Here is a 25,525-nt window from a genome sequence, read left to right as displayed (position 1 = left end):
CTTCTCCTTCTATTCTCCTGAATTTTCTTCAATCAAACGGGTTAAGCGCTCTTCGAACGTTTTTGTTGCATCATAGCCCATTGTTTTCGCGCGGAAGTTCATTGCTGCCACTTCAATAATAATGGCCACATTTCGGCCAGTCTTAACAGGAATACGAATCTGAGGGACATCAACGTTAGCTATTTCAACCATTGCATCATCACTACCGAGGCGATCATATTTCTTGTCTTTTTCCCACGCCTCTAAATAAACGACCAATTGAACTTGCATAAAGCCACGGACCGCACTAGCTCCAAACAGGTTCATGACGTCAATAATTCCAATACCACGAATTTCAATTAAATGCTGCAAAATTTTTGGTGGCTCTCCCACCACGGTTAATTCATCTTGCTGATAAACATCGACACGATCGTCTGCGATTAGCCGATGTCCACGTTTAATAAGCTCTAAAGCTGTTTCACTTTTACCAATACCGCTATCTCCTTGAATCAAAACACCAAGTCCATAAACATCAACTAAAACCCCATGGACACTTGTCCGAACAGCTAAACGGCCATCTAAATAACTGGATAGTTCCCCTAGTAAACGGGAAGTTGAAATCGGTGAACGTAATACAGAAACCCCATTTTCTTTTGCTGCTGTAATTAATTCTTCGGGGATTTCTAGTCCTCTGGATACTATAAAGGCTGGAGTATCTTTCGCACATAAACGGCGCATCACTAATAAACGCTCTTCAGGCATCATTCGTTCTGCAAAGGTAATTTCTTTGCTCCCAAATAATTGTAAACGGTCATGGGAATAATAATTAAAATACCCAGTTAATTCTAAACCTGGCCGGGAAATTTCACCAGTTTTAATTGTTCTATTTAAGCTTTCTTCATCTCCGTATACTACTTCTAAAGAAAGATTTTCTACCAGTTGATAAATCTTTACCACTTCTGTCATATCGAATGTCAGTCCTTTCTGCTACTTGTTATATTTTATCATTTAAAAATACAAGTTTCTAGCTATTCACTAGATAATTCCTAGAATTATCATATTTCAAAAAAATGAAACTATTTTTCTTTGAAATTATCTATGCTATTTCTGTCACTTGACTATTTCAGAAAACTTTGTATACTTGAAGCCGATCCTTTTAAGAAAAGAGGAAACTTATGAAAGAATATTTAAAGGAAAAAGCCCATCAATTACCGTTAACACCGGGTGTTTATTTAATGAAAGACGCAACCGACACAATTATTTATGTGGGTAAAGCCAAAAAATTAAAAAATCGCGTGTCGAGCTATTTTATTAATAGTAATCAACATTCTCGAAAGACGATGCGTTTAGTCAAACAAATTATAGACTTCGATGTTCTCCATACTGACACAGAATTGGATGCGCTCCTTCTAGAATGTCAACTGATTCAACAGTATCGGCCGCGCTACAATCGCCAAATGAATGCTTATGAACAATATTCTTATGTATCGGTAGCCGTTAATGAGCGGCAATTAGAGATTAAACTCTTAAATATTCCCACTAAAGAGAACTGTTTTGGTCCTTATTCGATTCGCCGAAAATTAAACCGTTTAAAAATAATTTTGGATAGTATCTACGATCTCGTCCCAACCAACTATTGGCATCAAACCTTTCAAAAAGAGAGTGCCATTCCGACCGAACTATTTCAACAAGAATTGTTCGACTTTTTCCATAATCAAGGACGAGAACCAATCAAACGAATTGCTCAACAAATGCAAGAAGCTGCTGAAAAACAAGCCTTCGAAAAAGCGGCAAAACTCAAAGAAGATTGGCTCTTTCTGACGCGCTTTGCAAACCAAAATCAACGAATTAGTCAAGCTAACCAACGAGATTGGCAACTGATGTGGTTACCTTGTCAGAAAAAAATCAAATACTATTTAATTTACCAAGGCTTGGTGGTAGCAACACGTGTTGTAACTAAACAAACGTTTCAAAAATATTCATCGCTTGAACTAGCAAAAAAAATCATGCCCAAAAAACCACCGAAAACAATCGAACATTATTCGAAGCAACAAGTTGATTTTTTAAACATTTTATATGGCTATATCAGCCGCCATCCAGAATGTCACCTAGAAAATTTAACCATCGAAAAAGCCTGAAGAACGCATTTTATGCTACGTTCTTCAGGCTTTTTTATTCATATTTAGATAAATTGTGATCCGTAACGATCGTATTGACAATTGACATAATTACAGCCATTAGCACCGCTGCCCAAAAACTTGAGAAGCCAAAGTTCATTTCCCCCACAAAAAACGAGGTCATTTGTAAAATCGCTGCATTGACAACAAAGCTAAATAGACCAAACGTTAATAAAGTAAATGGGAGCGACAAGATTGTTAAGACTGGTTTCACCAACATATTTAGGATTGAGAGAACAAAGGCGGCAATAATTGCAGGCATTATGCCTCTCACATGAATCATGCCAGGAAAAACAACTGATAAAGAAATGAATGTCAGTGTATTAACAACCAATCGCTGAAAATATGTCATTAAAAGTCACTCCATTCGTCATCATCAATTTTTTCCGCTTCTTTACGTTGCTTTTTATTGGCAGCATAAGGATTTTCATTGCGAACATTTCTATTATAAGGATTTTGATGGCCGTAGCCGCGATCGCTTCCTGTTCTTCCAGAAGGGATCAAGACTGCTAAGGCAATGTATAAGAGAATGCCTGGAAATCCTGCTGAGAAAAAGCTGAGCAAGACATAAACGACACGAATAATTGTTGGGTCAATTCCTAGCCAATCAGCAATCCCAGCTAAGCTTCCTGTTAAAACCACGTTATTCGGAGATTTTGTTAGTTTTCTTTTCATATGTTTTCACCTCGTCTACTAAATTTTACACTAGAAAGGCTGATTCGTCAGCCCATCTAGCTTAAAATTGTTAATTATTTATCCGTATCTTTTAGGAAAATACTTCCCGTTGTTGTAGAAGCATTAATTTGAGCCATTGATTCTTCCAGTACACGTCTAAAATGTAATTGTTGATTGCCGCGATCTTTCTTTTCACGAACAACTTCAATATCTGTTAAACGGCTGTTAATACTACCTAAATTCGTTTTCACTTGCCCTTCAACACCTAAGTCATTTGGCAAGGCCAATTTGATATTCCCATTTGCAGAGCTTGCTTCAACACGGCGAAGCGTTTTTTCTTTAGCTGTAATGCGGATATCTCCATTAATCAGAGAAACACTTAGACTTTCTGGTGCCGCGGAAATAGACACATCACCATTGACTGTTTCAATAATGTTATCTAAAATCGTTCCTTCTAGGACTTTAATTTCACCATTCACGCCTTCAATTTCTAACATAGTTGCATCAATTTTTTTAAACGTAATCGTCCCATTCGTTGATTTTGTGTAAACATCTTTCGCTGTTAACTCTTCTACTAAGACATTTCCGTTTAATAATTTAACAGATACATGATCGTAAGTGCGTTTTGGTAAATAGAACGTTAAATCTGCTTTCACCCGTTTGTTTGGCACTTGGAAAGAAATCGTTTCATCATCCACATCAATGTCACTTCGTTCTAAGAAAGCTTCCATTGGTGAATCTCCTGCCATTTTACCATATAATTTGATTTTTGCTTCGACTTTCACATCTTCTTGATCCCAAGTTTTGAAAACCACGGTACCATTTGCTACCTTGACATCAATTAAACTTGCTTGTGGATTTGGATAGTTAAACTCATGTTCAAACTTAGTTGTTGCCACACCAGGAACTTTCATTTTAATGTCTTTCCATTCCACATTATCATTCATGGTATCACTGAAAGAATTAAATGTTTTTTTCAAGAATTCTCCCACTTGGCCGCCAACTTCGGCAACTTTGCCGCCGACTTGGTTAAAGGTGTCTGTGGCTTGATCTTTCCACTCTTCAGAGAATTGAGAAGAAACTTTTTCTTTTGTATCATTCCATTGACCTTTCCATTGTTCTTTACGAATGTTTTTTAGTTCTTCTTCCAGTGCTGTTTTTTCAGTACTTTGAGTCGCTAATTTTTCTTCTAATTGTGCAAGTAAAACGTGCAAGTCTTTTCGTTGAACTTGTTCATCTTCTGTTAATGCATCTAATTCTTCTTTTGTATCTAATGTTCCAATTTCTTCTGCGACTTCTTTAATTTCTTCTTTGATGCCGGCGATTTCTGCGTTGACTTCGTCCAATTCAGCCGAAGCACGATTGGCTTTTGTTGCTAACTCATCAAGAATTCTTTCTAAGTTTTCACGATCTTTTTCTGCACTGTCCTGTGTATTTTCTTCAAACGAATCAACAGTAGGTCCTTCTGATTCGCCTTTTTCTAATGCATCCATTAAATCTGCGACTTGATCTTCTTTATTTGTTGTTCCAATATTTTGTGTATCAACTTTTTCAGCAGCTTTTTCGATTTGTTTTTCATCTTTTTCAGTTGCCATATTTTCTAATAAAATTAACGCTTCTTCTGACGTTAGAATACCTTTTTTCACTAATTCTAATACGCGTTCTCTTTCTTTCATGGATATTGCCTCCTTAGCAAATTTTTCACTCAATAGTGTTTTCCTTACATGCATTATTATGCCTTGTTTTTGATCATTTGTCATAGGACTTAAGAACGATTTCTTCTCATTAGTAAGGACTAGTTTTATAAAATCAGTTCATTTTATGCTAAAAAAACTAGGAATTGGTCTAAAAAAGGCCGTCTCCTAGTTTTTTTATTTGTTTTTCTTAAAATTGTTCGTCACGATTACTATTCAATTCGGTAATTTTACCAGTTGCCAAGTAAACAATCCACTCACAAATATTTGTGACATAGTCGCCAATTCTTTCCAAGTATTGTGCCACATGTAGATAATCAGTTCCGCTAATGACCGTTTCTGGATTAGCTTTCATTGCTTCTACGGCATGTTTGTAAATACTATCGAAATATTCATTAGTACGATCATCCATTTGTGCAATCATTCGTGCATCTTTTTGATCCGTTTTAACATAGGCGATTAAAACATTATCCACCATTTTTTTCACATAATCAGACATATCTGAAATTTCTTTTTCGATTTCAGGAATACGTGTTTCTCCTTTTAAGCGAATCGTTGATTTAGCAATTGAAACGGCATGGTCCGCCATTCTTTCTAAATCCGAACTAGCTTTCATAACAGTAATAATCATACGTAAGTCTGTTGTCACTGGTTGTTGTAATGCAATCATTTCAAAACTCTTTTTCTCAAGTTTGACTTCCATATCATTAATTTCAATATCGCGATCAATCACTTCTTGAGCCAATTTTTTATCATGATTAATATATGCCTTAACAGATTTATGGACGGCACTACTAACCATCATACCCATTTCATAAAATTGATTGTGCAGATTCAATAGTTCTTCTTCAAATTGTGTCCGTAACATTCTTTTTCCCCCTTTTAACCAAATTTACCAGAAATGTAATCTTCTGTTTGTTTTTCTTTTGGATTTAAAAATACTTTTTTCGTGTCATTAAATTCAATTAAATCACCTTGTAAAAAGAAGGCCGTTTTATCAGAGATCCGTGATGCTTGTGACATATTATGTGTCACCATAATCATGGTATATTTCTCTTTTAATGTTAACAGCATGTTTTCAATTTTACCACTAGAAACTGGGTCCAAGGCGCTAGTTGGTTCATCTAATAAAATAATATCTGGTTCCACAGCTAAAACACGAGCGATACAAACCCGCTGTTGTTGTCCACCAGAAAGTGAAAGTGCACTTTTGTGAAGTTTATCTTTGACATCCTCCCAAACGGCAGCTGCTTTCAAACTGGTTTCAACTGCTTCATCTAAGACTTGCTTGTCTTTGACTCCTTTTAGGCGCAAGCCATAAATCACATTTTCATAAACCGAAAATGGAAATGGATTAGGTTGTTGGAAAACCATCCCAATTTCTTTACGTAATTCAACGTTATCTGTTTTCGGTCCATAAATATCTTTTCCTTTATAGACAACACTTCCAGTAATAGTTACATCTGGAATTAAATCATTCATACGATTCAAGCAACGTAAATACGTTGATTTCCCGCAACCAGAAGGACCAATCATGGCAGTTAATTCTCCTTGATTAAAAGTTAAATCAATGCCTTTCAATGCTTCTTTTTTCCCGTAATATAAATGTAAATCTTTTGATGAAATAATTTCTTTGCCCATCTTGCTCCTCCTAACCAAAATGTCCTGAAACGTAGTCTTCCGTTGCTTGAATTTTTGGTCGTGTAAAGATTTTTCTTGTATGGTCGTATTCAATGACTTTACCCATATAGAAGAAAGCTGTATAGTCACTAATCCGCGCCGCTTGTTGCATGTTATGTGTCACAATGATGATCGTGTAATCATCTTTTAAATTCACTAACGTTTCTTCAACCGTTCCTGTTGAAATCGGATCTAACGCGCTTGCCGGTTCATCTAACAACAGAATATCTGGTTTCATCGCAATTGCCCGAGCGATACACAAACGTTGTTGTTGCCCACCAGACAGAGCTAAGGCGCTTTTGTTTAAGTTATCTTTCACTTGATCCCAAAGTGCGGCTTGCTTCAAACTTGTTTCAACGATTTCATCTAATTTTTTCTTATCCTTTTCACCATGCTGTTTCAATGCGAATGTGATATTTTCATAGATAGATTTACTAAATGGATTGGGCCGCTGAAAAACCATGCCAATGCGTTTTCTCATTTCGTAGACGTCAACTTCTTTCGTATTGACATCGACATCTTTATACATGATTTTTCCAGTAACACGTGAATTGGCAATGCCATCGTTCATACGATTTAGCGAACGTAAATACGTGGATTTACCGCAACCAGAAGGTCCAATTAAGGCGGTTATTTTGTTCTTTTCAAATTGCAAATCAACACCTTTGATAGCCTCATTGTCCCCGTAAAAGACATGTAAGTCTTCCGTGTGTAACGCAATCGGGTCTTTTTGGCTATCTAGTTGAAGTAAATGGGTATCATTTAAATTGTATTCTTTCATGCTAATTCCCCTAACATTAAGCTGATGTCATTCTCTTATAAAGACGGTTGCCGATAAAACGAGCGCCGAAATTGAAAAGTAAAACTACTAAAATTAACACAGCGGAGGCACCTGCTGAGACCGCAGCGCCATCTGGCATCGTTCCTTCGGTATTAATTTTCCAAATATGCACAGCCAACGTTTCCGCTTGACGGAAAATGCTAATTGGACTTGAAACGCTCAATGGATTCCAATTACTGAAATCTAAGGCAGGTGCGCTTTGTCCTGCTGTATAAATTAACGCAGCGGCTTCACCGAAAATCCGACCAGAACTCAAAATAACACCTGTCAAAATTCCTGGTAACGCTTCTGGCAAAATAACTTTTTTAACTGTTTCCCAACGTGAAAGACCTAAGGCTAACCCCGCTTCACGCTGTGTATAATGAATGGCTTTCAAAGATTCCTCAACATTTCTAGTCAATAATGGTAAGTTAAAAAATGTTAATGCTAACGCACCTGATAAGATTGAAAAGCCATATCCGATTTGTACAACGAAAATCAAGAAGCCGAACAGCCCGACAACAACGGAAGGCAATGAACTTAAAATTTCAATCGAGGTACGAATTAAATCAGTTAACCAATTCTTTTTCGCATATTCCGATAAGTAAATTCCAGCACCCAATGAAATTGGAATACTAATAATCATTGTAATCAATAGTAAATATAGTGAGTTAAAAAGCTGAATACCAATCCCGCCACCAACTTGATAGGCTCTGGATGGTTGTGTTAAAAATTCCCACGAAATATGAGGAATTCCTCTAGCTAAAATGTAAATCAGTAAGGCCGCCAAAATTAAAACAATGACGCCAGATACGGCATATAAGATACCTGTTGCGATTTTATCTGCTTTTTTTGCATTCATTATTTTAAGGCTCCTCTCTTACCGATAATTCGGATAACAATGTTGAATAGTAAAGACATCAACAATAGAATCAAAGCTAAAGACCAAAGAACGTTGTTTTCAACTGTTCCCATAATTGTATTCCCAATCCCCATTGTCAAAATACTTGTTAGTGTCGAAGCTGGTGTTGTCAAACTAGTTGGCATCACAGCTGCATTTCCGATTACCATTTGGATTGCTAAGGCTTCACCAAACGCACGAGCCATACCAAAGACAACCGCAGTTAAAATACCAGGCACAGCTGCCCGCAAGACAACTTTATAAATCGTTTGCCAACGCGTAGCACCAAGCGCCAACGACGCTTCACGATAATGTCGAGGCACAGCTTTTAATGCATCTACGGTCATCGTAGTAACCGTTGGTAAAATCATAACAAATAGCACAAACGTACCAGCTAAAATACCGAAGCCAGTTCCGCCAAAGATTGAACGGACAAAAGGAACAATGACAGATAAACCAATAAATCCATAAACAACAGAGGGAATCCCTACAAGTAATTCAATAACTGGTTGTAAAAATTTCGCTCCTTTTTTAGGTGAAATTTCTGTCATAAAAACAGCCGCTCCAATCGCAAATGGCGTCGCAACAATCGCTGACAAAAACGTTACAATAAAGGAACCCGCAATCATTGGTAAAGCCCCAACCATGGGTTTACCGTCTGCGCCGATATCACTTGGGTTCCAGTTTGTTCCAAATAAGAAATCAAACACATTAATCTTATCTTTAAAGAATGTAGCAAGTCCTTTACTTGCAACAAAATAGAAAATTGAAACAACCACTGCTACAATTAAGGCAATACATAGGAAACTAATAAATTTCCCTCGTTGCTCCATCTTGGCTCTTTTCGATTTTGTTAATAATTTTTTCTGTACATCTTCCAAGAATATTTCCTCCTCAAACAATCCAACTTTTACAGATAAAAATAGTGTACCTTTTTTACATCAATTTGTTTTTAATAACATGTAAATTTTATGTTAATTTTGTAAATTTTGTGTTAAGAGAATTATTTAATGACATTTCCTTGCCAATCCCGTTCAATTTCCATTTTCGAAACAGGAATATACCCTAATTGACCAATCACACGTTCTTGGATATCATCTGACAACATAAAGTCTAAAAACTCTTTGGTTAAATCACTTGGATTTTTACGAGTGTACATGTGTTCATAAGACCAAATAATCCATTTATTGTTCATTACATTTTCATCTGTTGGCTGAACACCATCAATACTTAACGTAGCTACTTCATCAGTAACATATGAAAATGCAGTATAACTAATCGCTCCTGGTGTATCAGAAACAATGGAACGAACCATGCCGCTGGAATCTTGTTCTTGCGCACGAATGGCTGTTTTATCTCCCAAGACCCACTTTTCAAAAGTAGCGCGCGTACCACTACCGGCCGCTCTGTTCAAAATAACAATTTTTTGGTCTTTCCCGCCAAGTTCTTTCCAGTTTGTTACTTCACCTAAAAAGATTTTCTTTAAATTTTCCATTGAGATATCTTTGACACCGACATTTTTGTTAACGATTGGTGTAATCCCAACAACAGCAACTTTATGATCAATTAAATCTTCCGCTTTGATGCCCTTTTTCTCTTCTGCAAATAAATCAGAATTACCAATGTCTACCGCACCAGATTGGACTTGACTCAGACCTGTTCCGCTTCCGCCACCTTGGACATTAATAAATCTTCCCGGATTTTGGCTTTGATATTCCTCACTCGCTGTCTCTACTAATGGTTGTAAAGCTGATGAGCCTACCGCTGTGATGGATTCACCACGATCAATCCATTTTGCACATCCTGTTAAAGTAAGTATACTTGCCAAACCAATAAATAATAGCAATCTTTTTTTCATCGATTCATTATTCCTCCAATTAATTTCAATCTATTCTATTTTACCATTATATGTAGGACTTGAAAATTATAAGTTATCAATTTGTTGGTACAACTGAGAAAACTCTTAAATTAAATAACAAGTATTTTAAAACTAAAACAAAAAAAGCTCTCCAAAATGGAGAGCTTTTTTTCGTTTAAATTTTCAAGAAACGACGCATTGAAATAACTGAACCTAGTGATCCAATAATCATTCCTGTTGCAATCATTAATAGATTGACTTTCCAGATAAAATCTTCTGGACGAATTAATGAATAATTCGAACGCAATAACTGCGGGTTGAACATGTTATAAACTTGATGGTAGCCTAACGTCATAATAATGACTGGCACGATTGCGCCAATCAACCCAATCCAAGCACCTTCTAAGAAGAACGGCCAACGAATGAAACTGTTTTTCGCTCCTACAAGACGCATAATTTGGATTTCTTTTTGACGAGATAAAATCGTAATCCGAATGGTATTGGAAATTAAGAACACTGCAACGAATAAAAGTAATGCAGCAGCTGCTAAGCCCCAAGTTCGAACGGTTTGAGCGATTTTAAAGATTTTGTCTGAGTTTACACCACCGTAATCGGCTTTAAAAACACTTGGGAATTTAGCTGCTTGTTTCGCAATATCTTTCGTGTCTTCTGGTGTTTTTGCACGGACATAATACACATCGTATAATGGGTTACTGTCGCCTTCGAAAAGATTCCAGGCATCCCCCATTTGTTCTTGGATTTTTTTCAATTGTTGATCTTTGTTTGAATAAGAAATATCTTCAACATTGTCTAATCCTTTAAGTTGTTTTTCTAATGTTTTCATTTCATTTTGTTTTGTACCAATATCGACAAAAACTGACACTGTCACGTTTTTTTCGACATCATCAGCAAGTTTCGTTGCATTAAAAATAACGCCCATAAAAATACCAACTAAAACTAATGTAATTGTAACCGCACTTGCTGAGGCAACAGTCATCCAACCGTTCCGTTTTAAACTTTTGATACTTTCAAATAAATGAGAAAAGAATGTTCTAATCATCGTAGCCGTATTCTCCTTCCACTTGGTCACGGATAATGCGACCATTTTCAATGGCAATAACACGGTGACGAATCGTATTTACAATTGTACTATTATGCGTTGCCATCACGACTGTTGTTCCTTGTGCGTTAATCCGGTCCAACAATTTCATGATTTCCCATGAATTCTCTGGATCTAAGTTCCCAGTTGGTTCATCGGCAATTAAAACTTTCGGTGTATTTACGATTGCTCGTGCAATGGATACCCGTTGCTGTTCCCCACCAGAAAGTTCGCTTGGAAAAACACGTACCTTATGTTTTAGACCGACTAAATCTAAAACTTCCATCACGCGTTTTTTGATTTCGCGAGGACGTCGTCCGATAACTTGCATCGCATAGGCCACGTTCTCATACACAGTTTTCTTTGGTAATAGTTTATAGTCTTGGAAAACGATGCCGATTTCACGACGTAAATAAGGAACTTCTTTATTTTTTATTTTCATTAAATCATGACCTGCAACTGTCAAATTACCTTTTGTTGCTTTTTCTTCACGATACATTAATCTAATAAAGGTTGATTTCCCTGCACCTGAGGGACCAACCACATAGACGAACTCGCCTTGGTCAATCTCTACTGAAATATTTCGAATCGCTGTTGTACCATTCGAATATTTCTTCATTACATCTTTCATTTCAATCATGGCGTTCTCTCCATCTCTTTTTTCTTCAATCCTACTCATTATAACATGTCAATATTGCAAACTTCTTGCATTAAGTTACATTTTTATTTCAATTTAATGAAGAGCTTAACTTAAGCGCTGTTTTAAGTAGGCATCAATGAAACCATCAAGGTCTCCATCCATCACAGCTTGTACATTGCCGGTTTCGTAATTTGTCCGATGGTCTTTGACCATTGAATACGGATGGAACACGTAAGAACGGATTTGTGAGCCCCAGCCAATTTCCATTTGTTCACCACGTAAACTTGCTGCTTCTTGGGCTTTCTTTTCCATTTCCAATTGATATAATTTGGCTTTTAACATACTCATTGCTTGCTCACGGTTTTTTAATTGAGAACGTTGTGCTTGGCTTGCGACAACGGTGCCTGTTGGAATATGTGTAATTCGAACAGCCGATTCTGTTTTATTAATATGCTGACCACCGGCACCACTTGCTCGATAGGTATCAATTTTTAAGTCATCTGGATTGATCGCAATTTCTATTGTGTCGTCTAATTCAGGCATTACATCAACTGAACAAAACGAAGTATGACGGCGTTTAGCGGAATCAAAGGGCGAAATCCGCACAAGACGATGGACACCTTTTTCAGATTTTAGGTAACCATAAGCATTGTAACCTTTGATTAATAAGGTGACACTTTTAATCCCTGCTTCATCTCCAGCTTGGTAATCCAACGTTTCAACTTGGAAACCGTGACTTTCTGCCCAACGTGTGTACATTCGTAAAAGCATATTTCCCCAATCTTGTGATTCAGTACCACCGGCACCAGGGTGTAATTCAATTAGGGCGTTATTATGATCATATGGCTCATTTAGTAGTAAGGATAGCTCATACGTTGTTAAACGTTCTTGCAAGAGATGAATTCTTTCTTCCAATTCTTCTTGAATCTCTGCATCATATTCTTCTTGTTGTAATTCAAACATCACCGTTAATTCGTCAAGTTCCTCAGAGAGCTGATGAAATTGTTGATATTTTTCTTTCAAACTATTGGTTTCGTTAATTAGCTTTTGAGCCGTTTCTGTGTTGTCCCAAAAACCAGGTTCTCCCATCCGATTTTCCGCCTCGGCAATGTCTTCTTCTAACTGGTCTAAGTCAAAGAGACCTCCTGAAGCTAGTAATTTTTTGTGTCATTTCGTCTAATAATGTACGAATTTCTGGGTTTTCCAAAATGATTCCTTCTTTCTCTTTATTGTAAAAAGAGCAAAGGCGGGACAAATTGCCCCACCCTGCGTTTTTTCTTTAATTAAGCGTTTCTTCCATGACAATTTTTGAATTTTTTGCCACTTCCGCATGGGCATAAATCATTACGGCCCACTTTTTTATCTACACGCACAGGTTGACGCTTCGCACTTGTGTTGCTTTGTGCAGCTGCATCTTGTTCTGTTTCTGGATGTTCCGCTTGTCCTTGAGCTACTTGCTCACGTTGGACATTTTGGCGAATTTCCGATTTCATGAATAAACGTGTTACTTCATATTCGATTGAACCCACCATATTGTTATACATAGAATAACCTTCTGTTTGATATTCTACTAATGGGTTGTTTTGACCGTACGCACGTAAGCCGACAGATTGGCGTAATTGATCCATTGCATCAATGTGATCTGTCCATTTAGTATCGACAACACGCAAGATGACTACTTTTTCAAATTCTAGCAATTGTTCTTGGCCATTCAATTGTTGAGATTTTTCTTCAAATACTTCTTGCGCACGTGCCACTAAGTAGTCTTTGATTTCTTCAGCTGATTTATTTTCTAAATCTTTTTTAGAAATCGTATCTTCATGGACAAGTGTTGAGGCTGCAAAATCGACAATCCCATCTAAATTCCATTCTTCTTTTTCTAATTGTGTATGGCTATCCACCACTCGGCCAATCGTCCGTTTTACCATGCCCATCAATACATCAGACAAGTCATTTTCTTCCATAATTACTTCTTGTCGTTGCGCATAAATAACTTCACGTTGCTCGCGCATCACGTCATCGTATTGTAAGACATTTTTACGTGTGTCATAGTTATTTCCTTCCACACGTTTTTGAGCAGACTCTACTTGGCGAGTAAACATTTTACTTTGAATAACTGCATCCTCTTCTTGCACATTCATTCGTTCTAAGAATGTTTTAATTCGTTCTGAACCAAAGCGTTTCATTAAGTCATCTTCTAAAGATAAATAAAATTGTGAAACCCCTGGATCCCCTTGACGTCCTGCACGTCCACGCAACTGATTATCAATACGACGTGACTCATGACGTTCTGTCCCGATAACCGCTAGACCACCTAGTTCAAGTACACCTAAACCAAGTTTAATATCCGTTCCACGACCAGCCATATTTGTTGCAATTGTAACTGCGCCTTTTTGACCGGCATTCATAATGATTTCGGCTTCTTTAAAGTGATTTTTCGCATTTAATACTTCATGAGGAATTTTAGCTGCGTTTAATTTATCCGAAAGTAATTCTGACGTTTCTACCGCAACAGTCCCCACCAACACTGGTTGTCCTTTGTGGTAACGTTCTTTAATATCTTCCACCACTGCATTAAATTTACTTTCTAAGGTTGGATAAAGTAAATCTGGACGATCGTCACGGATAATTGGACGATTGGTTGGAATTTGAATGACTTGAATATTGTAAATTTCACGGAATTCTTCTTCTTCTGTTTTAGCAGTACCAGTCATCCCGGCTAGTTTTTTGTACATCCGGAAGTAGTTTTGGAACGTGATCGTCGCCATTGTTTTTGTTTCATCTTCAATTTCGACGCCTTCTTTTGCTTCAATCGCTTGATGTAAGCCATCAGAATAACGACGACCATCCATGATACGACCAGTAAATTGGTCAACAATTAAGACTTTATTGTCTTGAACCACGTAATCAATGTCTAATAACATGATATAGTTTGCCCGTAACGCTTGATCTAAATGGTGCGTTAATGCTGTATTTTCAATATCGTAAAGGTTATCCAATCCAAAAGTTTGTTCAGCTTTTTCAATACCTGCTTCTGTTAAACCAATTGTTTTAGACTGAATATCAATTTTGTAATCTTCGTCTTCTTTTAAGCGTTTGACAAAATTATCGGCACGTGTATAGAGTGCTGTCGATTTTTCAGCTTGTCCAGAAATAATTAATGGGGTTCTTGCTTCATCAATTAAGATTGAATCCACTTCATCGACAATTGCATAGTTTAATGGACGTTGAACCATTTGGCTGCGATAAACAACCATGTTATCACGCAAATAGTCAAATCCTAATTCGTTATTTGTACTATAAGTGATATCACAGTTATACGCTTCACGTTTTTCATCAGAAGATTTAGAGTTAATGTTTAAGCCAACGCTTAAGCCTAAGAAATTATATAATTCTCCCATTTCGTTAGAGTCACGGGTTGCTAAGTATTCATTAACTGTAACAACGTGTACTCCTTCGCCAGATAGTGCATTCAAGTATACAGGCATTGTGGCAGTCAAGGTTTTCCCTTCACCTGTTCTCATTTCAGGAATGTTCCCGTCATGAAGCACAATCCCACCCATTAATTGGACACGGTATGGGAATAAACCTAGTACTCGTTTAGCAGCTTCACGGACAACCGCAAACGCTTCTGGTAATAGTTCGTCTAAGGTTTCCCCTTTTTGATAACGGGCTTTAAATTCATCTGTTTTTTCACGTAATTGTTCATCGCTTAGTTGTTCCATTGCACTTGCATGTGCATCAATTTTATCGGCGATTTTTTCTAATCGTCTTAATTCTTTTTTATCGTTTTCGATCATTTTTTTCAAAAAATTTGCCATTGGTATCTGTGTTCCTTTCAATTACCTCTTTTTATTTTTGTATCCTTTTTGTACAAGAAGCACAATCTATCCGTTTTATTTTATCATTACTTGACGAGAAAGAAAACCATTTCTCTCTATTTTGCAGACATTTTCCTTTAAAAGAGGAACTTTTAAAGTTATTTTATGTATTTCTTTATTTTTTCTTTACTCCGTGCTTTAAAGATGTTTAAAGAGCTGAAATGCACGAAGGCATTTCAGCTCTTATTTTAAGCTTTAGTCTGTTTCAATCAAGCCATATTTGCCATCTTTACGACGGTAAACAATGCTTGTTCCATTTGTTTCAGCATCTTCAAAAATAAAGAAGTTGTGTCCTAACATGTTCATTTGTAAAACAGCTTCTTCACTGTCCATCGGTTTTAATGATAGACGTTTTGTACGAACGATGTCTAATTCTGAAGGTGTTTCTTCTGTTTCTTCACCAACTAAGAAGACAGCGGCTTTTGTATTGTTACGTCCTGTTTCACGAGATTTTCTGTTGATTTTTGTTTTAAATTTACGAATTTGTCGTTCTAATTTATCGACAACCAAATCAATACTTGCGTATAAATCAGGTGACGTTTCTTCAGCTCGTAAAACTAGATAAGGAAGAGGAATAGTAACCTCGACTTTGGCTGTTTTTTCAGTGTACACTTTCAAATTCACGTGAACCGTTGCTTCAGGTGAATCGCTGAAATATCTTTCTAATTTACCGACTTTTTTCTCAACATAGTCTCGAATCGCTTCGGTTACCTCGATATTTTCTCCACGTACATTATATCTAAACATAACAATTACCCCTTTCATCTACCAGTAAAGAAAAGATTAAAGGACCACTCTTTAATTCCCTTCTTCTTAATTTCATTATATCGAATAATCTGGGTTTTGCCAACAAAATAGTCATCAAATTTATGAATTCTTTTCTTTTTACCGCGCGAGAGTAAACGTATTCAAACTTTTAGGATAACAGTCATTGATAACAGCAGCTGCGTGGAAAAGAGTTCGTCCAGTGGTATAGATGTCATCCACCAAAATAACAGAACAATTTTTTAATTTTTTTTGGTTTTCTTTTTGGATGGCAAATGGTTGTTGCAACTGCATCCTTTCCTTTCTAGTTTTCTTAGATTGCGGAACATTTTCCTCTTTTCTAATTAAAAAAGGGCTGTACGGAACATCAGCCGCTTCTAGTAAGCCAATTACTTGGTTGAAGCCTCGTTCTTGCATTCGCTTTTCGGATAAGGGCACCGGAATAATATAGTCCACAGATTGTTGCCGAAAGTAAAAGTTGATTTCCTCATTAAAACACGTTCTTAAGCGATAGTCTCCTTGAAATTTATAGCGCTCCATCCACTCTTGCATTCCTTCATCATAATGAAACAACGCTGTATTATGAAAAGAATACTCTGGATAAAGCAGCTGCCACCTTTGACAATCAAAACAATAATGCTCTTGGCTGACTCGGCTACAGCCAAAACAAGTCCCTGTCATTGGCAGTTTCTGGAACTTTGCTTGGCAGTGCTGGCAAAGTGAAGGCCTCGCCCATTTTTTAAAACGTAAGAGCATTTTTAATGTTATCTCCAAACGAATGGGCTCTGCGCAATTTTTACAATCCATCTAACATCCCTCGTTTGCTAGCCAAGCGATTCATTTGCTTTATTTGCCGAATCGCCTCTTTCATATCTCTTGTTTCCCCATCATGTAAAAATAAAACTTCGCCGTAATTGAATTCTTGTCTTCGATCGACTCGGCCCGCAATTTGGACAAGTGTTGAAGAAGTGAAGACTCGATGATTGGCACCATAAACAATAACTGAGACTGCATCAAAAGTCACACCACGTTCTAAAATGGTTGTAGTGATCAAAATATCCGTTTTCTGCTGACGCATTGCTTGAACTTTTTCCAGGCGAAGCTCATCACTACCATAAACGGCGACAACTTCTTTGTCGGAAAATCGCTCAGCTATTAATGCATGCAATTGGTGAATTAATGAAATACTTGAGCAAAATAGTAAAACTGAATTACGCACCAATAAACGTTTCAAATGATGTGCAATGATTTTAATATTTTTGCTAGAAAGACGTTGCCACGACTGAACCCAAAATCGGCGTGGCACAGGTAATGGCCTACGATGATATCTTGCTGGCAAAATACTGGCCGCTAACTTCTTTTGCTGTAAAAGCTTCCGCAATTCTTTCGTAGGCGTTGCTGTTAAGTACACCAAACTACTTCTTTTTTTTCGTGCGTTACGCACTCCATAATAAAGATGTTCGTTATTAACAAAAGGAAAAGAGTCGACTTCATCAACGATAAGTAAATCAAACGCTTGATGGAATTTCAATAATTGATGCGTGGTGCAAATCACTAGTTTCGTATAGCGATATGGTTCTTGACTGTTTCCATGAAGTAAAGCAATTGCTTCATGAGGAAAAACCGCTTGGATTCTGGGAAACAGTTCTAAGCAAACATCGACACGCGGCGAAGCCAGCGCAATCCGCCCCCCTTCTTGTAAGGTTTGGTGTAAAACAGCAAATAACATTTCTGTTTTGCCTGCACCTGTAACTGCCCACACTAAGCGATTCTCTCTTATTTTTGCTGTCTCACAAAGTTCAACCGAGATCGCTTGCTGTCCCTTTGTTAATTGTCCAGACCACTCAAAAAAGACAGTTCTTGGGCTATTGGGCCTTTCTGGTAAATGACAAAATTTTTGACAAGAAGTCACACGGCCTAATTGAATGCATGCATGACAGTAGTATGCATTTATCGCCAATCTGTTTTCTTTTTTGGATACGACTTCCCCGCACCGCTGACATTGAATTGTTAGGGGGGAACGCTCTAACATTGTTGGTAAATAAACCAGTTTTGTCTGTATTGAAGGTTCTGTTTCTTCAATAATTATTTTACGTCCATGCAAATCTTCCATGTTAACCACCTCAATTATAAAATACGCATTTCTCTAGCTTTTTTACGAAAAAGGAAATCTCCCACCGTTATCTTTCTATTCTTATCTAGTCGTTACCTACTAAACAAACTCTTGATACGCTTTATTGTTTACACGAATCTTCCACTTTCGACTTATCTATATGCAGATTTTTTATAACAAATTTATCTACCTTTAAAGAAAAATTAATGTTAAAGTATATCTAGTAATCCAAGCTTTAATTTGAAAAGACTAGAAAGGAGCAAGCTTTATCATGGAAAATATTTTTTTAAAAAGACTAGAATTCAAAGCTTTTGAAGAAGATTCTGTTTTTTCAAAAATTGAAGGGCTGAATAAATTTAATTCACTAAATTTTAAAAAACCTATTACTTTTTTTTCAGGTGAAAATGGAACTGGAAAATCCACTTTATTAGAAGCAATCGCAGTCAATTGGGGATTTAATCCTGAAGGCGGTAGTATTAATTTTAATTTCTCTACAAACGATACTCACTTGGATTTACATAATTATTTAACTGTTGCAAAAAGTGTAAAGCGTGCTACGGATGGCTTCTTTTTAAGAGCTGAAAGTTTCTACAATGTTGCTACATATGCAGAAAATATAGACTTAGATTTTTCTGAATATGGCGATAAATCCCTACATCATCAATCACACGGCGAAAGTTTTTTGAATCTGGTGAACCATCGGTTTAGAGGAAATGGTCTGTACCTGTTAGATGAACCTGAAGCGGCTCTCTCACCTCAACGCCAACTAGCCTTAATGATATCTATAAAAAAACTAATTGATGAGGGGTCTCAGTTTATTATTGTCTCTCATTCACCTATATTACTAGCAATGCCTGACTCACAAATTATTTCTTTTGATAAAGATAGTCCTTTAGAAATCACGTATGAAGAAAGTATGCCTTATGAAATAACCTCATTATTTTTAAACAACAAAAACAGAATTCTCTCTCATTTATTTGCTGAATAAGTCTGTTATTCGAAATGCTTATGCCATACTATAATGACTCGTATATAAAAATATTGTTAATCATTCTTTGAATTACAACTTTCAGACTACGGAAAAAGGCGTTCATTATTCAGAAAATAGATTGTTAAGTATGTTTTTTTAGTATCTAGATTAAAGTAAAAAATTAAAGACAGTTGTCTTTCTCTAGCTCACAGGACTAATTTCGGCTCTATAATTTATGGAACTGATAAACTAGAATGACTGTTTCAGCTCAATTCCAATTAACTAAAGTCATAAAAAAAGACAAGTTGCTTTTTCGAAAATTCTCGAAAAAACAACTTGTTTTTACTCTTTTTTATCTGCTTGTGCTAACAAACCCAAGGCTTGTTCCAACACTTTTTCCCCGTTCATTAAGCCGTAATCAGACATGCTAATGACATCTGTTGGGATACCTTTTGGTGATAGACGCTTTTCAAAATCACTCTTCATATAACGAACTTGTGGACCTAACAATAACACATCGACTGGATTATTTTCTAAATTCGTTTCTGCTTCCGATGCAGAAGCCGCAAATATATGGGCATCTAAGCCTTGATTAAATGCTGCTTTTTGCATTTTTGTAACAAGTAAACTAGTACTCATTCCAGCGGAGCAAACTAACATAATTGTTTTTTTTGACATTTTAACAGCCCCTTTTACCATTGCCTTTTTCAATTTTCAACATTATCTATTAAAAATATTATAGTGTAAAGTTAATTTTTGTCAATCATTCTTGTTTTTTAAAGCGGATACAATCTTGGTTTAAACGTACCATGCTGATTTCAGTAATTTATTAAATACCACATATTCTTTTTCCAAATTCACTTGAACTACTTGGTAACTCGCATTCAACCAACCATAAGCGCCCTTTTCTGGATGCTTATAATCGTTCGCCCACCAATCGACATCTGTCTTAGCAGTTTTTGGTAAACCAGAATGAGGGAATAACAATTCATCAAACTGGGTAAAGGTCAAGGTAACTTGGGAACCGCCATTCGTTTTCAAATAATGAGTAATTGTATCATATTTTTTCTGTCGTGTATGTACCATTTCCAGCGCCTCCCTTTTCTCTATCATACCTTATTATAACGTTTTTTTCCAAAAAATCTCACAAAAAAGATGAGAGAAAAAGTTGCTATTCAGTTGATTCTTTTTTATACTGACTTTATTACGAGAGAAAAGGATGCCCATATGTTAGAAAGCTATATTACAGTCAAACAAGATGGTTTCAGCGAGATTGAAATCAAGAAATCGCGGTTTATCTGTTCTGTAAAGCGCGTAACATCAGAAGAAGAAGCAAAAGCCTTTATCGCCGCAATAAAAAAAGAACATTGGAAAGCCAATCATAATTGTAGTGCTTTTGTGATCGGCGAAAAAAATGACATTCAGCGGAGCAGCGATGACGGCGAACCTAGTGGCACTGCCGGTGTTCCAATGCTAGAAGTCTTAAAGAAAAAAGAGTTAATCAACGTAGTGGCTGTTGTCACTCGTTATTTTGGCGGAATAAAATTAGGCGCTGGCGGTTTAATCCGAGCATATAGTCATGCTCTTTCCCACACTTTAGATGAAATTGGTTTAGTCATTGGCAAATTGCAACAAGAACTATTGATTACGATCGCCTATCCTTTATTAGGAAAAGCCCAAGCCTTTTTGGAACATAGTCCCTACACGCTTAAAGAAACTATTTACACAGAGTCTATTCAGTTAATTTGTTTAGTAGATGAACAAGCAACAGAAACATTTATAGCTGAAATGACGGATCTACTTAACGGTCAGTTGACAATTGAAAAAGGCGCAACGAGCTATCACGAACTACCATTTAACGAAAAAGGAGCACAATCAAATGACATTTGAAGAAGTATTGCCACAGATTAAAGCAGGAAAAAAAGCCGTACGTAAAGGCTGGAGCGGTTTCGAACTTTTTATTGAATTACGTGATGAAATTGGCACCTCCGAAGGTGAATTTTTACAAGTTACCCCGTATTTTTTAATCAAAACTTCTGATGAAGGCTACAGCATGTTTTCACCAACACCTTGTGATGTCTTAGCAGAAGATTGGGTGATTGTTGAAGTATAACTACACACATAAGGTCTGGCAGATTACGGCGATTGCTCGTTCTTCCAGACCTTAATTTTTAAATGTTTAAAGGAGTTTTTCTTATGCCAAAAGAATTTGAAACAAAACGGGTGCTTGTAACTGGTGCAGCTTCAGGGATTGGCCAAGCACAAGCAATTGCCTTTGCTGAGCAAGGTGCTGAGGTTATTGGCATCGACCTAGACGAAACGGGGTTAAAACAGACAGCCGCACTGGTTAATCCAGATTCTACTAAGCCATTTACTTATTTTGTCGGTGATGTGTCTTCTCCCTCATTTGTGCAAGCCACGATGAAACAAATTGTGAAAAACAACGGCCAAATTGATATTTTATTAAATACGGCAGGTATTTTAGATGATTATCGTCCTTCTCTAGAAACTTCGGAAGCTTTATGGGATCAAATTTTAGCAACCAATTTAAAAAGTGTCTTTTTAGTGACCAATGCTCTATTACCTTATTTCCTCCAACAAAAAAAAGGAGTAATCGTTAATATGGCATCTATCGCTGGCTTAGTAGCTGGGGGCGGCGGCGCAGCGTACACTGCCTCCAAACACGCAATCATCGGGTATACAAAACAACTTTCCTACGATTATGCCAAATTAGGCATTCGAGCAAATGCGATTGCGCCAGGTGCCATCCAAACACCCATGAACGCAGCTGATTTTGCAGGAGAAGGTGAAATGGCTACTTGGGTAGCAAGTGAAACACCTGCGGGCCGTTGGGCACAACCACAAGAAGTAGCAAAACTTTCATTATTTCTAGCTAGTGATGGCGCTGATTATATCCACGGCACAGTTATGACCATTGATGGTGGTTGGACCATGAAATAAAAAGACTTTACAGATTGTCTGTTCTTCAGTAACATGTAACACAGTGAGGCAACTCACACCATAACACTTCAGTTGGCTTTACTGCCCTTCCTTTGGTTATGGTTATCACTAAAACACGTCGTTGTTTTATAAAGGAGAATCTTAAATGAATCATTCATCAAATCCACAAACCAGTACGTGGTCAGCTACGGCTTTGGCTAAAATGGCGCTGGTTACCGCTTTGTATGTCGTTGTCACTGTACTTCTCGCTCCGCTTAGTTTTGGTCCGATACAGCTTCGTCTTGCCGAATTATTTAATTATTTAGGCGTTTTTAACAAGCGATATATCTGGTCCATTACGTTAGGTGTTGCGATTGCCAACACCGCTTCGCCTCTTGGTATCATCGATATAGTCATCGGTAGCGCTGGAACGTGCGCAGTCTTATGGATTGCCTATTTTGCGACAAAAAATCAGCAAAATTTATTGATTAAACTAATGCTGACGTCCATTCTTTTTGCTTTGTCCATGTTCACTGTCGCCGGACCTTTAACGTTCTTTTATCAGTTACCTTTTTGGTACACATGGTTGATCGTTGGACTTGGTGAACTTCTTTCAATGACAGTCGGCGGCATCCTGATTTACGTATTAAATAAAAAAATACAGCTTGTAAAACGCATTGAAGAATAAAAAAGAGCGTGGGACAAAAATCACTTTGGATTTTTGCTCCACGCTCAAAAACTGATAAACGGCGGGAACAGAACCAACTCCTTCGGAAATAAGCCGAAATTCTCCAAAAATTAAAGAGCAATTTTCGGAAATTTCTTCTTATTTCTCGGAGCTAAACGGTTCTGTCCCGACCTCTTTTTAGCACTATCCTTTAGGTTGAATGAAGTCTGCTTGCCATTTTCCAAGAGATGGATTGTAATCAAAATACCAAAGTTGTGAAAAATATTGTTTTTGATGCTTGTATCCCGATAAAACACGACCGCTTTGAGTATCTTCCTCATAGTCAATACAAGAAAAATGAAGCATCAGTGAAAAACTGGTTTCACTAATATGATGATAATTCGAAGCTGGCGCTACTTTCACTTTTTTCACATGATTTCTGATGCCCGCTTGTTGATTTGTTTGTAATACTGCAAGATGTTTTTGATAAAGTTTTTCTGTATAGTTATCTTTGACTACAGACAAGTTTTCTTGATCCCACGCTTGTTGTATTTCTAAAAACGTTTGTTGTATTTCTTTTAAGAGTGCCTTTTTTTCTTTTGATGTTCCAAGTAATGCTGCCCACATTTCTTGAAAAGCACCTTCATCGACTGGTTGATTTCTACGGCGTCTTTGCCAAATCATCGCGCCCCCAAAAAGAACAAAAAACACTGTTGAAATTAAGCCTTCCAGTGGCGTTGTGTTGCTGGTCCCAGTCTCGTTATGATGAACATAACTTCTTGATCCGTCACCGCCTGGCGAAAACCCATTCGAGGTATTACCCCCCGCTAGGACTTTCTACACGTCCACCGCCGTAGCCATCAGCTACAGCCGCTGCTTGATTAGGCCATAAACAAAAGGCCATGGCACAGCCCACAAAAACCAAAATTAACTTTCTCATTCTCTCACCTTTCGACCCCTTCAAACCAACAAATGAATAAATAGACGCAGAATACTAAACAAAGCGCCAAGATTAACAATAATTAAGAACACCTTCAGCCACCTACCGTATGGTTGTACTGATTGATAACTTCGTTGATAAATACTCAAGCCAAACAGGACCGCTGGCCACATAAATATACTATATCTTGGGCCAAACGAATTACCCTCGCCCCAAAAATTCACATGAATGGGCACATGAGCTGGTAAATCAGGATAAACCACCACACTTAATAACAGTAAACTGACTGCCAAGACACTTGTAACAATAAATAACCCCTGACTAACTTTTTCAATCTGCTTCTCTCTCATTAATTTAGCTTTCTCCTCTAGTTTAATGATGGATATACTTTCAGTTTATGTCTCCCTATCTGAATTTGCAATAAAAAAAAGACAAGGAAACATTCGATTAAATGTCCTTGCCTCTGTTTTTGAAAATCCTAAATCAAGCCTTTCACGCCTATATCTTTTCGATAGTACATTCCAGGAAATGAGTAATTATCCAATGTTTGATAAACTTTTTTGCGGGCTTCTTCAAGAGTCGAAGCAGTTGCTTCTGCTAAAAAGATTCGTCCGCCAGCCGAAACCAGAGCCTGTTCTGAACGAGTTACCCCTGCATAATAGATGGTTTCACCAGACATTTCGGGCAATGGTAGATTTGTCTTGTATTGATTAGGATAGCCTTCTGCTGCTACAACAACACCAACACTCGCTAACTCATTCCATACAATCGTTGGTTGCTCTTTCGCCAGCAATGAAGAAATTATTTCTGAAAGGGGACTCTTTAAACGTGCCAACACAACTTGTGTTTCTGGATCCCCAAATCGAGCATTAAATTCAATAACCTTGGGGCCAGTTGCTGTTTGGATTAAACCAGCATATAAAATCCCTTGAAACGGACGTTTTTCAGCCACCATTCCTTTAGCAGTCGGTTTCAGGACTTGGCTAATGGCTTGCTGAACCGCTTCTTCTGGGATCTGAGGCACTGGTGTGTAAGCACCCATCCCCCCTGTATTCGGACCAGCATCCCCATCAAAAATCCGCTTATGATCTTGAGCAATCACCATCGGATATACCTTCTCATTAGAAACAAAAGCCATTAAGGAAAATTCTTCTCCTTGCAAAAATTCTTCGATTACAACCGTTTGACCGCTTGCTCCAAATTGTTGGTCCTCCATCATCGCAACTAGCGCCCGTTTTGCGGCTGCTTTTGTTTCGGCAACTACTACTCCTTTTCCAGCTGCCAGACCATCCGCCTTAATAACAATTGGTACTCCTTGCTGTTCAATATATTCTAAGGCAGGTGCCAAACGTTGAAAGACCCGATATTCCGACGTTGGAATCTGGTATTTTTGCATAAAATCTTTCGCAAAACTTTTTGAACCTTCAATTATTGCAGCTGCTTTTGTCGGGCCAAAAATCAGTAATCCCGCTGCTTGAAAGGCATCTACAATCCCTTCAATTAATGGCGTTTCCGGTCCGACGAATGTCCAATCAATCTGATTATCCTTCGCAAATTGAATTAGTTCCGTTTGTCGCTCTTCACTGATAGGTACAGTCCGAATATTATCACCACTCATACCAGGATTACCTGGTGCACAATAAACAGTCTTGACTTTGTCTTCTTGCTGTAATTTTTTGGCGATTGCATGTTCACGACCACCACGTCCAATCACTAATATATTCAT

Annotated in this window: 27 protein-coding genes and 1 pseudogene; 6 read left to right on the top strand and 22 right to left on the bottom strand. The window is 37.4% G+C overall.

The genetic code is table 11. The features are described 5' to 3' along the window. Positions 1 to 9: 9 nt before the first annotated feature. A complete protein-coding gene (gene hprK, locus IGK96_RS06095) occupies positions 10 to 945 on the bottom strand; it encodes an HPr(Ser) kinase/phosphatase (RefSeq protein ID WP_002357309.1) in 936 nt (311 codons plus the stop codon). Between the two features lie 209 nt (positions 946 to 1,154). Here hprK and IGK96_RS06090 point away from each other — a divergent pair, with 209 nt between their 5' ends. Further along, positions 1,155 to 2,117, top strand: coding sequence for a GIY-YIG nuclease family protein (locus tag IGK96_RS06090; protein WP_002361928.1), 963 nt, complete (start codon positions 1,155 to 1,157; stop codon positions 2,115 to 2,117). A 34-nt stretch (positions 2,118 to 2,151) separates the two neighbouring features. Here the strand turns inward: IGK96_RS06090 and IGK96_RS06085 are convergent, their stop codons facing one another. From IGK96_RS06085 to IGK96_RS06010, 16 genes are all read right to left on the bottom strand, one after another. Then, positions 2,152 to 2,508 (bottom strand): phage holin family protein, encoded by a 357-nt coding sequence (locus tag IGK96_RS06085; protein WP_002357307.1) that lies wholly within the window; start codon positions 2,506 to 2,508, stop codon positions 2,152 to 2,154. Then, positions 2,508 to 2,831 (bottom strand): PspC domain-containing protein, encoded by a 324-nt coding sequence (locus tag IGK96_RS06080; RefSeq protein WP_002357306.1) that lies wholly within the window; start codon positions 2,829 to 2,831, stop codon positions 2,508 to 2,510. The genes IGK96_RS06085 and IGK96_RS06080 overlap by 1 nt, the downstream gene beginning before the upstream one ends. A gap of 74 nt (positions 2,832 to 2,905) precedes the next feature. Further along, positions 2,906 to 4,507 (bottom strand): daptomycin-sensing surface protein LiaX, encoded by a 1,602-nt coding sequence (liaX, locus tag IGK96_RS06075; protein ID WP_002360155.1) that lies wholly within the window; start codon positions 4,505 to 4,507, stop codon positions 2,906 to 2,908. A 208-nt stretch (positions 4,508 to 4,715) separates the two neighbouring features. Further along, a complete protein-coding gene (phoU, locus tag IGK96_RS06070) occupies positions 4,716 to 5,393 on the bottom strand; it encodes a phosphate signaling complex protein PhoU (protein WP_002357304.1) in 678 nt (225 codons plus the stop codon). A gap of 14 nt (positions 5,394 to 5,407) precedes the next feature. After that, positions 5,408 to 6,166, bottom strand: a complete 759-nt coding sequence (pstB, locus tag IGK96_RS06065; protein ID WP_002357303.1) for a phosphate ABC transporter ATP-binding protein PstB — start codon at positions 6,164 to 6,166, stop codon at positions 5,408 to 5,410. Positions 6,167 to 6,176: 10 nt separating this feature from the next. Further along, the gene (gene pstB, locus IGK96_RS06060) at positions 6,177 to 6,986 is read right to left on the bottom strand and encodes a phosphate ABC transporter ATP-binding protein PstB (protein ID WP_002357302.1); all 810 of its coding nucleotides are present in this window, start codon (positions 6,984 to 6,986) and stop codon (positions 6,177 to 6,179) included. 16 nt (positions 6,987 to 7,002) lie between these two features. Continuing rightward, entirely contained in the window at positions 7,003 to 7,887 is an 885-nt protein-coding gene (gene pstA / locus IGK96_RS06055; RefSeq protein ID WP_002357300.1) for a phosphate ABC transporter permease PstA, read from the bottom strand. Beyond that, a complete protein-coding gene (gene pstC, locus IGK96_RS06050) occupies positions 7,887 to 8,807 on the bottom strand; it encodes a phosphate ABC transporter permease subunit PstC (RefSeq protein WP_002357299.1) in 921 nt (306 codons plus the stop codon). The genes pstA and pstC overlap by 1 nt, the downstream gene beginning before the upstream one ends. A gap of 122 nt (positions 8,808 to 8,929) precedes the next feature. Then, entirely contained in the window at positions 8,930 to 9,784 is an 855-nt protein-coding gene (locus IGK96_RS06045) for a phosphate ABC transporter substrate-binding protein PstS (protein WP_002357298.1), read from the bottom strand. 175 nt (positions 9,785 to 9,959) lie between these two features. Next, positions 9,960 to 10,844, bottom strand: a complete 885-nt coding sequence (gene ftsX, locus IGK96_RS06040; protein WP_002360154.1) for a permease-like cell division protein FtsX — start codon at positions 10,842 to 10,844, stop codon at positions 9,960 to 9,962. After that, complete coding sequence (ftsE, locus tag IGK96_RS06035) at positions 10,837 to 11,523, bottom strand: cell division ATP-binding protein FtsE (protein ID WP_002361935.1); 687 nt, start codon at positions 11,521 to 11,523, stop codon at positions 10,837 to 10,839. Before ftsE ends, ftsX begins: the two co-directional genes overlap by 8 nt. A 105-nt stretch (positions 11,524 to 11,628) precedes the next feature. After that, a protein-coding gene (gene prfB, locus IGK96_RS06030) for a peptide chain release factor 2 (RefSeq protein ID WP_171903200.1) occupies positions 11,629 to 12,730 on the bottom strand; the annotation gives its coding sequence in 2 pieces (ribosomal slippage) (positions 11,629 to 12,657 and positions 12,659 to 12,730; 1,101 coding nt in all). A 76-nt stretch (positions 12,731 to 12,806) separates the two neighbouring features. Beyond that, complete coding sequence (gene secA, locus IGK96_RS06025) at positions 12,807 to 15,344, bottom strand: preprotein translocase subunit SecA (RefSeq protein ID WP_002381826.1); 2,538 nt, start codon at positions 15,342 to 15,344, stop codon at positions 12,807 to 12,809. 255 nt (positions 15,345 to 15,599) lie between these two features. After that, positions 15,600 to 16,151, bottom strand: coding sequence for a ribosome hibernation-promoting factor, HPF/YfiA family (gene hpf / locus IGK96_RS06020; protein ID WP_002357293.1), 552 nt, complete (start codon positions 16,149 to 16,151; stop codon positions 15,600 to 15,602). Positions 16,152 to 16,289: 138 nt separating this feature from the next. Then, positions 16,290 to 16,976: a ComF family protein gene (locus tag IGK96_RS06015; protein ID WP_010707510.1), complete on the bottom strand. Its 687-nt coding sequence runs from the start codon at positions 16,974 to 16,976 to the stop codon at positions 16,290 to 16,292. Further along, entirely contained in the window at positions 16,966 to 18,282 is a 1,317-nt protein-coding gene (locus tag IGK96_RS06010; RefSeq protein WP_010707509.1) for a DEAD/DEAH box helicase, read from the bottom strand. Before IGK96_RS06010 ends, IGK96_RS06015 begins: the two co-directional genes overlap by 11 nt. A 271-nt stretch (positions 18,283 to 18,553) precedes the next feature. Here IGK96_RS06010 and IGK96_RS06005 point away from each other — a divergent pair, with 271 nt between their 5' ends. Continuing rightward, positions 18,554 to 19,270: an AAA family ATPase gene (locus IGK96_RS06005; RefSeq protein ID WP_010707508.1), complete on the top strand. Its 717-nt coding sequence runs from the start codon at positions 18,554 to 18,556 to the stop codon at positions 19,268 to 19,270. Between the two features lie 324 nt (positions 19,271 to 19,594). Here IGK96_RS06005 and IGK96_RS06000 read toward each other — a convergent pair whose 3' ends face one another. Then, entirely contained in the window at positions 19,595 to 19,930 is a 336-nt protein-coding gene (locus IGK96_RS06000; RefSeq protein WP_002360150.1) for a PTS sugar transporter subunit IIB, read from the bottom strand. Positions 19,931 to 20,050: 120 nt separating this feature from the next. Beyond that, a complete protein-coding gene (locus IGK96_RS05995; RefSeq protein ID WP_002357286.1) occupies positions 20,051 to 20,338 on the bottom strand; it encodes a DUF7662 domain-containing protein in 288 nt (95 codons plus the stop codon). A gap of 69 nt (positions 20,339 to 20,407) precedes the next feature. Here IGK96_RS05995 and IGK96_RS05990 point away from each other — a divergent pair, with 69 nt between their 5' ends. From IGK96_RS05990 to IGK96_RS05975, 4 genes are all read left to right on the top strand, one after another. After that, a complete protein-coding gene (locus tag IGK96_RS05990) occupies positions 20,408 to 21,142 on the top strand; it encodes a YigZ family protein (RefSeq protein ID WP_016616883.1) in 735 nt (244 codons plus the stop codon). Beyond that, the gene (locus tag IGK96_RS05985; protein ID WP_070415811.1) at positions 21,132 to 21,365 is read left to right on the top strand and encodes a DUF2829 domain-containing protein; all 234 of its coding nucleotides are present in this window, start codon (positions 21,132 to 21,134) and stop codon (positions 21,363 to 21,365) included. The genes IGK96_RS05990 and IGK96_RS05985 overlap by 11 nt, the downstream gene beginning before the upstream one ends. 62 nt (positions 21,366 to 21,427) lie before the next feature. After that, complete coding sequence (locus IGK96_RS05980; RefSeq protein ID WP_161975050.1) at positions 21,428 to 22,213, top strand: 3-oxoacyl-ACP reductase; 786 nt, start codon at positions 21,428 to 21,430, stop codon at positions 22,211 to 22,213. Between the two features lie 145 nt (positions 22,214 to 22,358). Further along, on the top strand, positions 22,359 to 22,880 hold the full coding sequence (locus tag IGK96_RS05975; RefSeq protein ID WP_085443073.1) for a QueT transporter family protein: 522 nt from the start codon (positions 22,359 to 22,361) through the stop codon (positions 22,878 to 22,880). Between the two features lie 183 nt (positions 22,881 to 23,063). Here IGK96_RS05975 and IGK96_RS05970 read toward each other — a convergent pair. The 3 genes and pseudogenes from IGK96_RS05970 to purD all read right to left on the bottom strand — a co-directional run bounded on the left by IGK96_RS05970 (position 23,064) and on the right by purD (position 25,525). Beyond that, positions 23,064 to 23,799 (bottom strand): annotated as a pseudogene (locus tag IGK96_RS05970) (TIM44-like domain-containing protein). 20 nt (positions 23,800 to 23,819) lie between these two features. Then, complete coding sequence (locus tag IGK96_RS05965) at positions 23,820 to 24,149, bottom strand: DUF1648 domain-containing protein (RefSeq protein WP_085443072.1); 330 nt, start codon at positions 24,147 to 24,149, stop codon at positions 23,820 to 23,822. A 128-nt stretch (positions 24,150 to 24,277) separates the two neighbouring features. Further along, the gene (gene purD / locus IGK96_RS05960; RefSeq protein WP_104846616.1) at positions 24,278 to 25,525 is read right to left on the bottom strand and encodes a phosphoribosylamine--glycine ligase; all 1,248 of its coding nucleotides are present in this window, start codon (positions 25,523 to 25,525) and stop codon (positions 24,278 to 24,280) included.

Origin of the sequence: Enterococcus sp. DIV0682, assembly GCF_051712685.1 — a bacterium.
In the GTDB taxonomy this organism is placed as follows: Bacteria; Bacillota; Bacilli; order Lactobacillales; family Enterococcaceae; genus Enterococcus; species Enterococcus faecalis.
The sequence above is the reverse complement of the archived record's forward strand: the minus strand, read 5'-3'. Positions and strand labels throughout refer to the sequence as shown.

Bases quoted from the DNA above. Each gene is read 5' to 3' on its own strand.
- hprK (WP_002357309.1), bottom strand. From the start codon at position 945: ATGACAGAAGTGGTAAAGATTTATCAACTGGTAGAAAATCTTTCTTTA.
- IGK96_RS06090 (WP_002361928.1), top strand. From the start codon at position 1,155: ATGAAAGAATATTTAAAGGAAAAAGCCCATCAATTACCGTTAACACCG.
- IGK96_RS06085 (WP_002357307.1), bottom strand. From the start codon at position 2,508: ATGACATATTTTCAGCGATTGGTTGTTAATACACTGACATTCATTTCT.
- IGK96_RS06080 (WP_002357306.1), bottom strand. From the start codon at position 2,831: ATGAAAAGAAAACTAACAAAATCTCCGAATAACGTGGTTTTAACAGGA.
- liaX (WP_002360155.1), bottom strand. From the start codon at position 4,507: ATGAAAGAAAGAGAACGCGTATTAGAATTAGTGAAAAAAGGTATTCTA.
- phoU (WP_002357304.1), bottom strand. From the start codon at position 5,393: ATGTTACGGACACAATTTGAAGAAGAACTATTGAATCTGCACAATCAA.
- pstB (WP_002357303.1), bottom strand. From the start codon at position 6,166: ATGGGCAAAGAAATTATTTCATCAAAAGATTTACATTTATATTACGGG.
- pstB (WP_002357302.1), bottom strand. From the start codon at position 6,986: ATGAAAGAATACAATTTAAATGATACCCATTTACTTCAACTAGATAGC.
- pstA (WP_002357300.1), bottom strand. From the start codon at position 7,887: ATGAATGCAAAAAAAGCAGATAAAATCGCAACAGGTATCTTATATGCC.
- IGK96_RS06045 (WP_002357298.1), bottom strand. From the start codon at position 9,784: ATGAAAAAAAGATTGCTATTATTTATTGGTTTGGCAAGTATACTTACT.
- ftsX (WP_002360154.1), bottom strand. From the start codon at position 10,844: ATGATTAGAACATTCTTTTCTCATTTATTTGAAAGTATCAAAAGTTTA.
- ftsE (WP_002361935.1), bottom strand. From the start codon at position 11,523: ATGATTGAAATGAAAGATGTAATGAAGAAATATTCGAATGGTACAACA.
- secA (WP_002381826.1), bottom strand. From the start codon at position 15,344: ATGGCAAATTTTTTGAAAAAAATGATCGAAAACGATAAAAAAGAATTA.
- hpf (WP_002357293.1), bottom strand. From the start codon at position 16,151: ATGTTTAGATATAATGTACGTGGAGAAAATATCGAGGTAACCGAAGCG.
- IGK96_RS06015 (WP_010707510.1), bottom strand. From the start codon at position 16,976: ATGGATTGTAAAAATTGCGCAGAGCCCATTCGTTTGGAGATAACATTA.
- IGK96_RS06010 (WP_010707509.1), bottom strand. From the start codon at position 18,282: ATGGAAGATTTGCATGGACGTAAAATAATTATTGAAGAAACAGAACCT.
- IGK96_RS06005 (WP_010707508.1), top strand. From the start codon at position 18,554: ATGGAAAATATTTTTTTAAAAAGACTAGAATTCAAAGCTTTTGAAGAA.
- IGK96_RS06000 (WP_002360150.1), bottom strand. From the start codon at position 19,930: ATGTCAAAAAAAACAATTATGTTAGTTTGCTCCGCTGGAATGAGTACT.
- IGK96_RS05995 (WP_002357286.1), bottom strand. From the start codon at position 20,338: ATGGTACATACACGACAGAAAAAATATGATACAATTACTCATTATTTG.
- IGK96_RS05990 (WP_016616883.1), top strand. From the start codon at position 20,408: ATGAGAGAAAAAGTTGCTATTCAGTTGATTCTTTTTTATACTGACTTT.
- IGK96_RS05985 (WP_070415811.1), top strand. From the start codon at position 21,132: ATGACATTTGAAGAAGTATTGCCACAGATTAAAGCAGGAAAAAAAGCC.
- IGK96_RS05980 (WP_161975050.1), top strand. From the start codon at position 21,428: ATGTTTAAAGGAGTTTTTCTTATGCCAAAAGAATTTGAAACAAAACGG.
- IGK96_RS05975 (WP_085443073.1), top strand. From the start codon at position 22,359: ATGAATCATTCATCAAATCCACAAACCAGTACGTGGTCAGCTACGGCT.
- IGK96_RS05965 (WP_085443072.1), bottom strand. From the start codon at position 24,149: ATGAGAGAGAAGCAGATTGAAAAAGTTAGTCAGGGGTTATTTATTGTT.
- purD (WP_104846616.1), bottom strand. From the start codon at position 25,525: ATGAATATATTAGTGATTGGACGTGGTGGTCGTGAACATGCAATCGCC.